A 14,189-nucleotide genomic window follows, 5' to 3' on the forward strand; every position below is an offset into this window, starting at 1 on the left:
TTGGGCTATTTTAATTTACCGCAACATTGTTTGAATTTTTGACCTGATTTACAAGGACAAGGGTCATTACGACCTACTTTTGGTTCTGTACGAGCCATTACAGTAGCTGTCTCTGGCTCTGGCGCTTCGCCACCTACTTGCTCAGCTTCTTCATGTTGGTATTCGCGAGGAGCATTTTCACTTTTACGGTGTTGCTCTTCTACTTTTTCAACATCTTCTTCAGCACGTACTTGTACTTTACTTAGGATGCTTACAACATCTACTTTTAAGTTTTCAAGCATTTCAGAAAACAGCTCAAACGATTCACGCTTATACTCTTGCTTAGGATTCTTTTGCGCGTAACCACGTAAATGAATACCTTGGCGTAAGTGATCCATAGCAGCAAGATGATCTTTCCAATGCTGATCAAGGCTTTGTAGCATAATCGCTTTTTCGAATTGACGTAAAACAGAATCGCCAACTTGCTCTTCTTTTTGCTTGTATGACTGCTCAACAGCTTCTTCGATACGCTCACGAAGTTTTTCTTCGTATAGCTTATTGTCATCAGCTAACCACTGAGTGATTGGTAGCTCAATTAAGAAGTCTTGTTTTAAACGCTCTTCAAGTCCAGGAATATCCCACATTTCAGCAAGGCTTTGCGGTGCAATGTACTGGTCAATAACACTAGCAAGAACATCACCACGGATTGCAGTAATAGTTTCTGAAATATCGCCTTCTTCAAGTAGCTCGTTGCGTTGAGAGTAAACAACACGACGTTGATCGTTTGCTACATCATCGTACTCAAGTAACTGCTTACGAACATCAAAGTTACGTGCTTCTACTTTACGCTGTGCATTTTCAATCGCACGGTTTACCCATGGATGTTCAATTGCTTCACCGCGTTGCATACCTAGTTTACGCATCATGTTAGTCATGCGCTCACCAGCGAAGATACGCATTAGTGCATCATCCATCGATAGGTAGAAACGGCTAGAGCCAGCATCACCTTGACGACCAGAACGACCACGTAATTGGTTATCTATACGACGAGATTCATGGCGTTCAGTACCAATGATATGTAAACCGCCAGCATCAATTACAGCATCATGGCGAATTTTCCAAGCAGCTTTAATTTCAGCTATTTGTTCATCAGTTGGGTTTTCAAGTTTTTCAACTTCACTGTTCCAGTTACCACCTAGCACGATATCAGTACCACGACCGGCCATGTTAGTTGCAATTGTTACAGTACCTGGTAGGCCAGCGTCTGAAACGATATCAGCTTCTTGCGCATGAAACTTAGCATTAAGCACGTTGTGCTTAATTTTTTCTTTGCGTAAATACTGCGATAAATACTCAGAGCTTTCAATCGAAATAGTACCTACAAGTACGGGTTGTCCGCGGTCCTGACAGTCTTTAATATCAATTAAAATAGCTTCGTATTTTTCTTCTTGCGTTAGGTAAACTAAGTCAGCGCGATCATCACGAACCATCGGCTTATTAGTTGGCATAACAACCGTATCTAGGCCATAGATAGATTGAAACTCAAAAGCTTCAGTATCGGCAGTACCTGTCATACCTGCTAGCGTTTCGTATAAACGGAAGTAGTTTTGGAATGTAATAGAGGCAAGTGTTTGGTTTTCGTTCTGAATTTTTACACCTTCTTTAGCTTCAACAGCTTGGTGTAAACCTTCTGACCAACGACGACCTTCCATTGAACGACCAGTATGCTCATCGATAATGATTACTTCGTTTTCTTTTACAACGTAATCAACATCTTTTTGGTATAGCTTGTGAGCACGAAGAGCAGCATAAACATGGCTTAGTAGCGTAATGCTAGCTGCTGAATAAAGCGAATCGCCTTCTTCAATTAAGCCGCGCTCGGTAAGTAACTCTTCTACTTTAATTTGCCCACGTTCTGTTAAATGAACTTGCTTAGACTTTTCATCAATAGTGTAATCGCCGTCGCCTTCAACACCTTCTTCGTCTTCTTTTTCTTGAAGCTCAAGTAAAGGAACGATGGTGTTTATTTCAGTATATAGCTCAGAGCTGTCCTCAGCTGGGCCTGAAATAATAAGTGGCGTACGTGCTTCATCAATTAAGATTGAATCCACTTCATCGACTACAGCATAAAATAATGGACGCTGAACACGTTCATCAATGCTAAAAGCCATATTATCGCGAAGGTAGTCAAAACCAAATTCGTTATTTGTACCGTACGTAATGTCCGCAGTATAAGCTAGCTTCTTCTGCTGTGGCATCATACCCGGTACGTTACAGCCTACAGTAAGGCCTAAAAATTCAAATAACGCACGATTGGTTTCAGCATCACGTTTAGCAAGGTAGTCATTCACGGTAATTACGTGAACACCTTTGCCTGTTAAGCCGTTTAAATAAGCGGGTAGGGTAGCTGTTAGTGTTTTACCTTCACCGGTACGCATTTCTGCAATGCGACCTTGATGTAAAACCATACCACCTAATAGCTGTACGTCGAAATGACGCATGCCATTTACACGCTTTGACGCTTCACGTACCACAGCAAAAGCTTCAGGTAGAATGTCGTCAAGGCTTTGTCCGTTATCGTAACGTTCTCTAAACTCAGCTGTTTTAGCTCTTAAATCTTCATCAGAAAGCGCTTCAAGTTGCGCTTCTAGCGCGTTTACTAGCGCGACCGTCTTTCTTAAGTTTTTAATAGTGCGGTCATTGCGACTACCAAAAAGCTTGGTAAATAAATTAGATATCATGATAAAACCGTTACAATGTATTCTTTGTCAGCCGAGTATCGGCTAACCCATTTTTAACAATTGGTAATTAATATGTGCTTTTAAGTAACACTTAGAACATATTAATTAGCAATTTTGTATTAAACCGTTCAAAAAGAACTGTTTATTACGTGCGCTACTATACCAGACTCTGGCAAACAACAAACTATCTCAATAAAAAGATCTGTGTATAAAATCGAAAAATTTGATCTGGTTCGTAAAAATAACTTTGTATTACTCAATTACAATAAAAATAGCAGCGAACTGTAAAGATATGGTGCTAAATAAATTTAAAACAAGGGTTATAGTTGAGCTTAAATTTTGCACTTAAGCACAGCTATAAAATGAGTGTTTTTATAATTTAAATTGATTAACCGTTTTGTTAAGCGCCGCAGCTAAATCACTTAAATCGCGAGCTTCGTCAGCGAGCGTATGCGCATGGTCAGCGGTACTGTTCACTAAGTTGTTAATTGCCGAAAGGCTCGTATTAACATCCTCAGCAACGACTGTTTGCTCCTCAGTGGAGGTGGCTATTTGATGACTTTGGTCTTGTACTTTAGTAACCGACTGCGCAATGTTGTGCAAAGAGCTAAGTACTTCTTTAGTTTGAAGCACTGAACTCTCGGTTTGGTCTTGCCCTTGTTGCATCATCACTGAGGCTTGCTGTGCTATTTGCTGCAAGCGCGAAATCATATTGCGAATATCGTCTGTTGATTCTTGTGTGCGACTTGCTAGTGAGCGTACTTCATCCGCAACAACGGCAAAGCCTCGACCGTGTTCGCCAGCTCGTGCTGCTTCAATAGCGGCATTAAGTGCAAGTAAATTGGTTTGATCGGCAATTGAGTTAATTACATCGACTAATGCTCCAATGTTATTACTTTCCTGTTCAAGGCCCGCAACTACTTTAGATGCTTCACCAATATGTAGTGCAAGTTCAGTCATTACTTTTTGTGCTTGCGTAGAGCGGCTAGCACCTTCTGCAGTGATTGCTTGTACTTCTTCAGCTGCGTTATTTGTATGTTGTGCATTACGTGATATTTCAAGTACGGTAGTTGCCATTTCAGTCACTGCTGCACTTACACTATCAACTTGCTGCTTTTCTTGCTGAATTTCAGAATTAGTTTGCTCAGAAACTCGTCTCAGTTGAGCTGCTGCGTTGCTTAGTTGCTCTGCTTGGGCTGCGGTTTCGAGCATCATGGCGCGTAACTTATCAATAAACGTATTCATGTGATTGGCCAGTTGGCCGACTTCATCTTGGCTATCAATATCAATTTTTTGAGTAAGATCGCCTTCGCCCGATGCTATATCACGCATAATGTGTGTAAGCGTTGTAATGGGTTTTGAAATCATATGGGTAGCCCATAAAATCATGGCTAATATAATAATTAAGATAATAATTACTGCAGTTGTTGTTGCAGTTACTGCGGCATTTACGGGCGCTTCAATCATACTAGTTGGAATAAGTAAGCCTACATACCAATCTATATAAGGCTGCTCTAGTTGTAAACGATGGTAAACCACATAAAATTGCTCGCCTTTAAAAGTAACCATTTGGCTGCCTTTAAGGTTATTTCGCATTTGTGTGTTTAACTCTTTAAAGCCTGCGGTATCTGTAAATTGTTGTTCAAGCGCATCGAGCCCTTCTTTACCGTTTGCGCCTTCATCTGTGATTGAAAGCTTATGGCCAGTGGCTTTTGAAAAGTGCACCACTTTTTGATTACCATCTAGTAAAAAGCCATAACCTTGGCCGTTAAAGCGAATATTTTCGACCATGTCGTTAATTTTGTTTAATTGTAAATCAACACCGCCCATACCAATGAGTTTACGCTGTATATTATAAACAGGTTGTTGTACTACAGCAGATGCTACGCCTGTGGTTAAGTCAACCGAAATAGGGCCTACATAAAGCTTATTAACCTGTATGGCTTCTTGCCACCAACCACGTTTGTAGGCGTAATAAGGCTGGCCGTTATAATGACTTGTGCGTTCATTTTCTTTAAAGTATTCACCAGTGGTTGCTGAAGCAAAAAAGGCAGATAGGATATTCTCATCGTTTGAACTTAAACGCACAAAATCTTGGTTTACTTCGTTGTAACCAGGCGCACTTTCAAGTGCTTGATCGCGAGTATCCCAATTTTCAAAAAAGTTGATTAAATGCGGGTTATTAACAAAGGTTGATACCATTTTACCGTACATTGCAAAGTAGCTTTGCATTGAAAGTTGCTCGGTCTGTAGATAACTTTGCGCTTCGTTCTCTATATTTTCTCGGGAGAGATTGGCAATATGTTTAACAAAAAATGTTGATGCGATAATTAGTAAAACGGTAATTGTTCCACCAATCAATAATAATATTTTCTTCCGTAATGATAAATTATTTAGCATGAGTGCACGTATTTTTATTATTTATGAAATTATATCTAATCATATATTACTGAAAATCTCTATAAAGTTAGATAAAAAGCACTAATTATGCGTTTAAAATGAAGGGTTATGCAAAAAATGGAAATTAAAGCTAATAAATTAGTAGTATTAGGTGCAGGTTGGTTAGGGCATGCTTTATGCGTAAGTGCACAAAAAGTGGCTTGGCAAGTACAAGGTACACATAGAACGGATGTACATGAGTTCAACTTTGAGCGTCAATTTGCACTTGAAAATGGACAATTAGTGCATCAAGTTGATTTACAAGATGCTTATTGGGTTTGTGCTATTCCACCACGCAGCAGGTACAGTGAAAGTAACTACCCTGAAACACTCACCGCAGCGCTTAAGCTTTCAAAAGAGTTAAACGCAAAAGGCTTTTTATTGTGCTCATCTACTGGGGTGTACGATCAAGAACCTGGTGTATACAGCGAAAGCAGTGATATTTCGTGTACTAACGAGCGACAAATAAAGCTTTATGAAGCAGAAGAGCAGGTACTTGAACAAGATGGAAAAGTACTGCGCTTAGCTGGGCTATTAGGTCCAAATAGAGAACCAGGTCGTTTTGTTGCGGGAAAAGAGCTCAATACATCAAGTGAGCAAGTGGTAAATATGGTGCATCAACAAGATGTAATTAATGCCATTTTTGCGGTTATTGAACACTGGAATACAGGGCAAAGTATTTATAATGTAGTTAACCCTGCGCATCCAAAAAAAGCTGAATATTACGCATTAAAGTGTTCAGAACATGGTGGCGATTTACCACGCTTTACCAGTAATGATAAAGCTGAGCGCAAAGTTATTGGCTCAGCTATTGAGGCGTTAGGTTTTACTTACCAGTATGGTATTTAATATGCTGAAGGTAGGGGACTGCACTTAATAAAGTCGCATAACTTACCCTCACTTAGTAATGTATTGGCAGCTTCTATATCAGGTGCAAAGTAGCGGTCTTTATCGTAATAACTAACATGTTCGCGTAATAATGCTTTGGCGTTTTGCACTTTATCGGATGGTTCAAGCGGCTTTCTAAATTCTAGCCCTTGAACCGATGCTAACCATTCAATAGCTAAAACACCTTGGGTGTTATTGGCCATTTCACCCAAGCGCCTTGCTGCAAAGGTGGCCATAGAGACATGATCTTCTTGGTTTGCTGATGTTGGCAAGCTATCGACTGACGCGGGGTGTGCTAATGATTTGTTTTCTGAAGCAAGCGCAGCAGCGGTAACTTGAGCAATCATAAATCCTGAGTTTACGCCGCCGTTTTCAACTAAAAATGGCGGTAGTTTAGACAGGTTTGAATCGATAAGTAATGCAATTCGCCTCTCTGCTAACGCACCAATTTCGGCAATAGCAATAGCGAGGTTGTCAGCTGCCATTGCCACTGGCTCTGCATGAAAATTTCCGCCCGATATAATATCGCCTACATCAGCAAACACTAGAGGATTATCGGTTACGCCGTTTGACTCGCATAACAATACTTCTGCGGCTTGGCGTATTTGCGTAAGGCAAGCACCTAATACTTGAGGTTGGCAGCGCAAGCAGTAAGGGTCTTGTACTTTTTCGCAATTAACATGGGAGTCACTAATTTGGGAGTGCGTATCGAGCAGCTCTCTAAACACTTTGGCTGTATCTATTTGCCCGCGTTGGCCACGAATTTCATGAATGCGTGCATCAAACGGAGCACGACTGCCCATTGCGGCTTCTATGCTTATAGAGCCAATAACACAGCTTTGTGCATATAAATCTTCCGCTCTAAATAGCCCTTGTAATGCAAACGCCGTAGACGCTTGTGTGCCGTTTAATAAAGCTAAGCCTTCTTTTGCTGCAAGGGTAAGGGGCTCAAGCCCTGCTATTTTTAGCCCTTGTGCTGCGCTAATTATTTTTCCTTTATGTCGCATTTGGCCTTCAGCTAATAAAGGTAGACACATATGTGCAAGGGGGGCTAAATCGCCCGATGCTCCCACAGAGCCCTTTTTAGGCACGCATGGATATACTTCGCTACTAAGCAGCTGCATAAAAAATTGGATTACTTGCAGGCGAATACCCGAGTAGCCACGCGAAAGCGAGTTAGCTTTTAAGGTGATCATTAACCTTACTGTGCTGTCATCCATGTATTCGCCAATGCCTGCAGCGTGTGAAAGCACAATGGAGCGCTGTAATAATTCAAGTTCGTCGTCGGCTATTTTGGTATTGGCTAGTAACCCAAAGCCGGTGTTAATCCCGTATACGGTACGATGCTCATTTATTACATTTTGAACGGTTTGTGCACTTGCTGCTATTTGTGACTCGGCATGCTTTACAAGGCTTAACTTTACCGGTGAATTATTAATTTTTCTCAGTGTGTTTAAATCAAGTGAGCCTGGCGTGAGAGTAAGTTCGAACATAATCATTCCTTGTCTAACATTGGTAAGTCTAAATTTTGCTCTTTAGCGCAGTTTTTTGCTGTGTCGTATCCAGCATCAGCATGGCGCATTACGCCCGTTGCAGGGTCGTTCCACAGTACGCGAGCAATACGCTCTTTAGCTTCATCTGTTCCGTCTGCAACAATAACCACACCAGAGTGTTGGCTAAAGCCCATACCTACACCGCCGCCATGATGAAGTGACACCCAAGTAGCGCCACTTGCCGTGTTAAGGAGTGCATTGAGTAATGGCCAATCAGATACCGCATCTGAGCCATCTTTCATGCTTTCGGTTTCACGGTTAGGGCTGGCAACGGAGCCAGAGTCGAGGTGATCACGACCAATAACGATAGGAGCTTTAAGTTCGCCATTTTTAACCATTTCGTTAAAAGCTAGTGCTAGGCGTGCTCTATCCTTTAGTCCAACCCAGCAAATACGTGCTGGCAGGCCTTGAAATTGAATACGTTCACGCGCCATATCAAGCCAATTATGTAAATGTGCGTCATCAGGAATGAGCTCTTTTACTTTTGCATCGGTTTTATAAATATCTTCTGGATCGCCCGATAAAGCAACCCATCTAAATGGGCCAATACCTTCACAAAATAAAGGGCGAATATAGGCGGGTACAAACCCAGGAAAATCAAACGCGTTGGTAACGCCTTCGTCAAACGCCATTTGGCGAATATTATTGCCATAGTCTGTTGTTGCTGCCCCCGCTTTTTGCAGCGCCAACATTGCTTTAACTTGAACTGCCATTGATTGTTTAGCCGCTTTTACTACAGCTGTTGGATCTTGCTCACGCATTTTTGCTGCGTGCTCCATGGTCCAACCTTGTGGCAAGTATCCATTGAGAGGATCGTGAGCTGATGTTTGATCTGTAACTACATCTGGGGTAATACCTGTTTTAACGAGTGTGCTAAATACATCGGCAGCGTTACCAAGTAAACCCACTGAGAGGGCCTCACCTTTTATGCATGCATTGGTTATTAATTGCAATGCATGTTCAAGATCTGTTGCTTTTACATCAACGTAGCCTGTTTTTATACGAAAATCGATACGGCTTTCATCACATTCAACAACAAGTGCACTAAACCCTGCCATTGTAGCGGCAAGCGGTTGTGCGCCGCCCATACCACCAAGGCCACCTGTTAATACCCATTTGCCTTTAGCACTGCCCGAAAAGTGCTGTTTTGCCATAGCTATAAAGGTCTCGTAAGTTCCTTGTACTATGCCTTGCGAGCCAATATAAATCCAAGAGCCTGCCGTCATTTGGCCGTACATCATCAAGCCTTTTTTATCTAGCTCGTTAAAATGTTCCCAATTTGCCCAGTGTGGAACTAGGTTTGAGTTGGCAATAAGTACACGCGGTGCATTACTGTGAGTTTTAAATACACCTACTGGCTTTCCTGATTGTACAAGTAGGGTTTCGTCATTTTCGAGTCTGTCGAGGGTTTCTATAATTTTGTCATAACTTGGCCAATCGCGGGCTGCTCGGCCAATACCACCATATACAACAAGAGCATGAGGATGCTCTGCAACTTCAGGATCTAAATTATTCATTAGCATGCGCTTAGCGGCTTCAGTTTGCCAGCTTTTAGCGCTTATTTTATCGCCATGAGGTGCACGTATTACGCGACTTGTATCGAGTCGGTTGTTCATGTTTTGCTCCTGTTGTATATACAAGGTGATTTGTTATAAAAAAAGCGCAGTAAGCGCTATTGTTTGTTATTTTTTAAATGTTAAGTGACCACCTAAGCGATATTTACTGCCTGGTGATACTAGGCGGGCAAAGCTTACAATGCCATTAACAGACCATGTGCGTCGAATAACTTGCAAGCATGGCTCTTCGTTATATAAGTTTAGCCATTGGCACATTTCGCTGTTTGGCATTATGGCCTCTACGGTATGCCTTGCTTGAGTAAGTGGTGCAACACTAGATAAATACTCATGAGGTGTAAGCGTGCTAAAATCTTGTTGTAAGTAACCAGCGGCAAGCGCAGGGTTTACAAAACGCTCCTCTAACTGCAAGGGGCTGTCGTTTTCGTTATGAACGAGTACACTTCGATATACAACACTGTCAATCTCAACACCAAGCGCAATGGCAATAGGTGCGACTGCATTTATTGATTCAAGTATGAGTACACTACAGGTGTAGTTGCCGTTACGTTCTTTTACTTCATCAGCAATATTTTTTATTTCGAGTAACGATGACTGCGACTTAAATGTAGCTACAAATGTACCTAGCCCTTGGCTGCGGGTTAAAATACCTGCCTCAGTTAATTCACTGAGCGCACGACGGGCTGTCATCCTACTTACACTAAATTGGCTACTTAGCTCGTTTTCAGAGGGAACACGTTGGTTTTCTTGCCATGTACCACTGCGAATCTTATCAACAATGAATTGTTTTATTTGCGCAAATTTGGGTGTTGTCATTAAATTAACGGCTAAATATAAAAATAAACGATATAAATAAGATGACATAATTACCTTGTATATACAAGGTGTGTTGTTAGACTATATTTCAATCACTACACGGCGCAAAAGGGCTGCACATGCAAAGTAATATACAAAGTTATGAGTTAGAAGAAATCGATTTACTTTTAACCGACGCCAACATTGCCACTATGGATAGCAATATAAATGCGCCTTATGGTGCGATCGAAAATGCTGCTATAGCAATCAAAAATGGCAAAATTGCGTGGATTGGAGAGCAATCAACATTGCCAAGCTTTGATGTGTTTGCAACGCCGACATTAAGTGTAAAAGGACAATGGTTAACACCAGGTCTAATAGATTGTCATACGCACTTAGTATTTGCAGGCTCAAGATCTCAAGAGTTTGAGCAGCGCTTGCAGGGTGTAAGTTATGAGGAAATAGCAGCACAAGGCGGTGGCATAGCCAGTACCGTTAAAGCGACTAGATCAGCCGACCGTGAACAATTGTTTGTTGATGCAAAAGACCGTTTAAATACTTTATTAAAAGAAGGTGTAACCACCGTTGAAATAAAGTCAGGCTATGGATTAGATACTGAAAACGAAGTGAAAATATTAGAAGTTGCTCGTTTATTAGGTGAACACCATCCTATTGATATCAAAACGACATTTTTAGGTGCTCATGCATTGCCGGCTGAATACAAAGACCGTGCTGATGAATATATTGATTTAGTGTGTACAGACATGCTTGATCAAGTTGTCGCTAATAACCTAGCTGATGCAGTCGATGTATTTTGTGAAAATGTAGGGTTTAGTTATTCGCAAACCAAACGTGTTTTTGAGGCGGCTAAAAAGCATAACCTCCCAGTAAAATGCCATGCTGAGCAGTTATCTAATCAACATGGTGCTGAGCTGGTGGCGCAGTTTAATGGTTTATCGGCTGACCACATTGAGTATCTTGATGAGGACGGTGTAAAAGCGATGGCACAAGCAGGTACTGTTGCAGTGTTATTACCCGGTGCGTTTTACTTTTTACGAGAAACAAAGTTCCCACCTATTGAGCTACTTAATCAGTATAAAGTACCTATAGCTATCGCGAGTGACTTTAATCCTGGTACTTCACCGCTGTGCTCAGTGCACTTGATGATGAACATGGCGTGCACATTATTTAGATTAACGCCTGAACAAGCATTAGCAGGTGTTACCGTTAATGCAGCTAAAGCTCTTGGGCTAGAAGATCGTGGTGTTTTAAAGCTCGGTGCAAGAGCCGATATTGCACATTGGCAAATAAGTCATCCATCACAATTAAGTTACCAATTTGGCGTAAATAAACTGTTAAATTTATGGATTTTGGGTAGAATTAATTAGTTTGTATTATTTTCACCCAAATATAACCTATTTTTAACTTTTTTAGCGAATACGGATGCCGTTAATTTGAACATACTAACCGACAGTAACTTCCCAATATTTTTTAGTGGTGCACTATTAATGGCAATGATTGCCACTTTATTTGCCGTTAAAAATGCCAGTATTAAATTTAGTTATTTATGCACTGCAGCTGTTGGTTTAGCTATTTTAAGTAGCGGCGCAGCTTGGCTGGCCATTTTACTTGCCTTTGGATTTTGTTTTCATTTATGGCAAGCATTTGAGCGCAATAATTGGAGTATGATAATTACTAGCTCTACAGCTGGGCTTTTATTTGTTGTGTTATTTTCAGCTCATTTATTATTAGAAGTTCCGTTATTTTGGGTTGTATTGGCAATATTATTATTGGCTATTGTTGGCTTTTTAAATGATGAAAGCGCCGATGCACAAGTTGTTATAGAGGCAGAACCTGCAGATGACGCATTTATTGAAGAATCTCCGCTTTCGGTTTTTGCAGATAGAAAACAGTTACGCCAAGGTTACTACGCATGGTGCAATAACAAACAAGTAAGCGCCGCATTAGTCGTTATTCGTCTTGAAGGATTTGAGCAAGTTAACCAGCATATTGGACGCGACTTTGGCGATATACTTTTAGCGCAATCGGCTAACAGAATAAAAGAGCTGCTTTCTAGCGACGAAATAGTGACTTTAGTAGGGCAAGAAAAGCTAGCCCACTTAGGGGGACTCAACTTTGCATTTATTTGTAGCTTTGCAAATCAAAAGCACTTACATGAGCTGGTTATAGATCAAATACTTAGCGCGACACTTAAGCCGTTTAATGTTGCTAATTGCACTGTAGAGGTTAAGGCTAGGGCGAGTTATGTTGATTGTAATGAGCAAGATAATAACTTTGATAATTTAATATCGTACGCATACTTAGCACTCGATAGCCATCCAGATCGTAGAGTTGTGCCTTACCATCAACAGATGATGATTGAACTGCGAGAGCAACAAGCACGCTTAAAAGAGCTTGCTAACATTGATTTTGCTAGCGAATTAGAGCTTTATTTTCAACCTATTATCTGTAATGAAAGCGGTCAAATTGAGTTTTTAGAATTACTTCTGCGTTGGCAACATCCTAAACAAGGGATTTTATCGGCTAATCGTTTTATTGATGATATTAGAATTGCAGGGCTTGGTTATCCGCTTGCTAAATTTGTAATAGAGCGAGCCGCTGAGCTTGCAATGGCGCTTAGAGTAGAAGGTATTTCTATACCGCTTAGCATTAATGTATTTGGCCCTGAAATGCTAAATGAAGAGTTTGTTGAATTTGTTGATGTTGTTATAAGCGAGCACCATTTAGAAGCAGGCGACTTAATTGTTGAATGTCCTTTGCATATTTTTGCTGGTTTAGATGACAAAGGCAGAGGCATGATCGCAAGGCTTAATAATATTGGCTTGAAAGTGTGTGTTGATGGACTGGGCGATAATCCCGTATTGCTCTCTAAACTGCCTAGTTTAGCGGTTGAATATATTAAGGTTTCACCTTCACTTACGGCTGATTTTAGTAATCAAAATAATATACGTAGTTTAGTTGGCGGAATGGTCGAAATGCATAACCAACAAAAAACAAAAGTGATTTTTGAAGGGGTAGAAACGCTTGAGCAACTTAAGTTTGTAAAAAGCTTAAAAGGTTATGCAGCCCAGGGTTATTATTTTGGTCACCCGCTAAGTAGCATTGGTTTGATGAGCTGGCTAAAAGAGTGGCGACAAGCGCAGCAGCGTTAGGTGTTTTCTTTGGCTTGTAGGTAACTATTTACAAGCGCACTGATTACTTGCCCTACATGCGTAATACCCGTTTCTACTCCATTAGGATGCTGGCTGGGAGCGGCTTCACACAAGTGTAAATACTTAGCGTGGCGGTTACTTGCAGCTAAATGTACAAAGTGCTCGGTATCGCTTACACTAAATCCACAGCATGTGTACGCACTAACAGGCATGTAAGTAATGCTGTCTAAATCAACTTCAATACCCAGTGGTAAATCGTTGAAATTATTCAGTGCGTTTTCAATTGCCTGCGTAAGCGTTACTTTTCGCTTAACGTGTATTGATTGATAGCTATCAAACTTAAAGTCAGCTTCACTCATTGCATCTATAATTGCTTGATTGTTTTTTAATTCATGCAAGCCAATAACATGGTAATTACTTAGATGTTGCTCGTTATATGCGTAGCGAAACCCATTACCACTATGACGACCTTCACATTCTCTAAAGTCTGCATGAGGGTCAAAGTTAATGGCATTTATAGGCGTGTTTTTTGACTTACTTAGCGCACGAATAATTCCCAAGCAATTATTATGACCCCCGCCAATAACTATTGGCTCAAGCCCCGCTTTAAAAATAAGGCTTAATACTGACTCTACGCGTTCATCAAGTTGTTGGCATAAATCTCGTAGTTGAGTTAACTGTTGGGCTTGTTGATTATCGAGTTGGCTACTTTGGGCCATTAAATCATCAGTATCTACTTCACCCAATAAAAGTACTTTTTGAGTGGCAATAAATTGATTGTGAGGTTGGTTTAAAAAGCGTTTTAAAAAAGCCGGCCATGCTTCGTTTGCACCGCCATTTCCTAAATTTGCTTTTGGACCAATATCTTCGCAAATACCGAGGAGTACGTAGCGAATACCAAATTGAGCAGCGTCAATGAGTGCTTGTTGCAGGTTTACTTGAGTGTCGAGCAAGGCCATTGCTTGCCATGCTTTTTTCTCATTTGCGCGGGTAGAACAAAGTGCTCTAACCGCGCTTTCATCATATACTTTTAAGTGGGAGGTCACG

Annotated in this window: 9 protein-coding genes; 3 read left to right on the plus strand and 6 right to left on the minus strand. The window is 40.9% G+C overall.

The window, feature by feature from the left end; all coding sequences use genetic code 11:
* Nucleotides 1-5: 5 nt before the first annotated feature.
* Complete coding sequence (gene secA / locus GQR55_RS06330) at nt 6-2,720, minus strand: preprotein translocase subunit SecA (protein ID WP_166419911.1); 2,715 nt, start codon at nt 2,718-2,720, stop codon at nt 6-8.
* 372 nt (nt 2,721-3,092) lie between these two features.
* Nucleotides 3,093-5,120 carry a methyl-accepting chemotaxis protein gene (locus GQR55_RS06335; RefSeq protein WP_166419912.1) on the minus strand — a complete coding sequence of 676 codons (2,028 nt, stop codon included), beginning with the start codon at nt 5,118-5,120 and terminating at the stop codon, nt 3,093-3,095.
* 117 nt (nt 5,121-5,237) lie between these two features.
* On the opposite strand from GQR55_RS06335, the gene GQR55_RS06340 reads away from it, so the two are divergent.
* Complete coding sequence (locus GQR55_RS06340) at nt 5,238-6,008, plus strand: NADP-binding protein (protein ID WP_166419943.1); 771 nt, start codon at nt 5,238-5,240, stop codon at nt 6,006-6,008.
* Here GQR55_RS06340 and hutH read toward each other — a convergent pair.
* The 3 genes from hutH to hutC form a co-directional block, all read right to left on the minus strand.
* Nucleotides 6,005-7,540, minus strand: coding sequence for a histidine ammonia-lyase (hutH, locus tag GQR55_RS06345; protein WP_166419913.1), 1,536 nt, complete (start codon nt 7,538-7,540; stop codon nt 6,005-6,007). The genes GQR55_RS06340 and hutH overlap by 4 nt on opposite strands.
* Nucleotides 7,541-7,542: 2 nt before the next feature.
* Complete coding sequence (gene hutU, locus GQR55_RS06350; RefSeq protein ID WP_166419914.1) at nt 7,543-9,216, minus strand: urocanate hydratase; 1,674 nt, start codon at nt 9,214-9,216, stop codon at nt 7,543-7,545.
* A 66-nt stretch (nt 9,217-9,282) separates the two neighbouring features.
* Complete coding sequence (gene hutC / locus GQR55_RS06355; RefSeq protein ID WP_024600420.1) at nt 9,283-9,990, minus strand: histidine utilization repressor; 708 nt, start codon at nt 9,988-9,990, stop codon at nt 9,283-9,285.
* 119 nt (nt 9,991-10,109) lie between these two features.
* Here hutC and hutI point away from each other — a divergent pair, with 119 nt between their 5' ends.
* Nucleotides 10,110-11,357: an imidazolonepropionase gene (gene hutI, locus GQR55_RS06360; RefSeq protein ID WP_166419915.1), complete on the plus strand. Its 1,248-nt coding sequence runs from the start codon at nt 10,110-10,112 to the stop codon at nt 11,355-11,357.
* A gap of 120 nt (nt 11,358-11,477) precedes the next feature.
* Nucleotides 11,478-13,142 (plus strand): GGDEF domain-containing phosphodiesterase, encoded by a 1,665-nt coding sequence (locus tag GQR55_RS06365; protein WP_166419944.1) that lies wholly within the window; start codon nt 11,478-11,480, stop codon nt 13,140-13,142.
* On the opposite strand, the gene GQR55_RS06370 is transcribed toward GQR55_RS06365, so the two are convergent.
* Nucleotides 13,139-14,188, minus strand: a complete 1,050-nt coding sequence (locus GQR55_RS06370) for a formimidoylglutamase (protein ID WP_166419916.1) — start codon at nt 14,186-14,188, stop codon at nt 13,139-13,141. The two genes, GQR55_RS06365 and GQR55_RS06370, sit on opposite strands and share 4 nt — an antisense overlap.
* Nucleotide 14,189 lies beyond the last annotated feature (1 nt).

The sequence above is a fragment of the Pseudoalteromonas sp. Z1A8 genome, assembly GCF_011378855.1.
Lineage (GTDB): Bacteria > Pseudomonadota > Gammaproteobacteria > Enterobacterales > Alteromonadaceae > Pseudoalteromonas.

Excerpts from the sequence above, each read along its gene's own strand:
- hutC (WP_024600420.1), bottom strand. The coding sequence starts at position 9,990 with ATGACAACACCCAAATTTGCGCAAATAAAACAATTCATTGTTGATAAG.
- GQR55_RS06335 (WP_166419912.1), bottom strand. The coding sequence starts at position 5,120 with ATGCTAAATAATTTATCATTACGGAAGAAAATATTATTATTGATTGGT.
- secA (WP_166419911.1), bottom strand. The coding sequence starts at position 2,720 with ATGATATCTAATTTATTTACCAAGCTTTTTGGTAGTCGCAATGACCGC.
- hutI (WP_166419915.1), top strand. The coding sequence starts at position 10,110 with ATGCAAAGTAATATACAAAGTTATGAGTTAGAAGAAATCGATTTACTT.
- GQR55_RS06365 (WP_166419944.1), top strand. The coding sequence starts at position 11,478 with ATGGCAATGATTGCCACTTTATTTGCCGTTAAAAATGCCAGTATTAAA.
- GQR55_RS06340 (WP_166419943.1), top strand. The coding sequence starts at position 5,238 with ATGGAAATTAAAGCTAATAAATTAGTAGTATTAGGTGCAGGTTGGTTA.
- hutU (WP_166419914.1), bottom strand. The coding sequence starts at position 9,216 with ATGAACAACCGACTCGATACAAGTCGCGTAATACGTGCACCTCATGGC.
- hutH (WP_166419913.1), bottom strand. The coding sequence starts at position 7,540 with ATGTTCGAACTTACTCTCACGCCAGGCTCACTTGATTTAAACACACTG.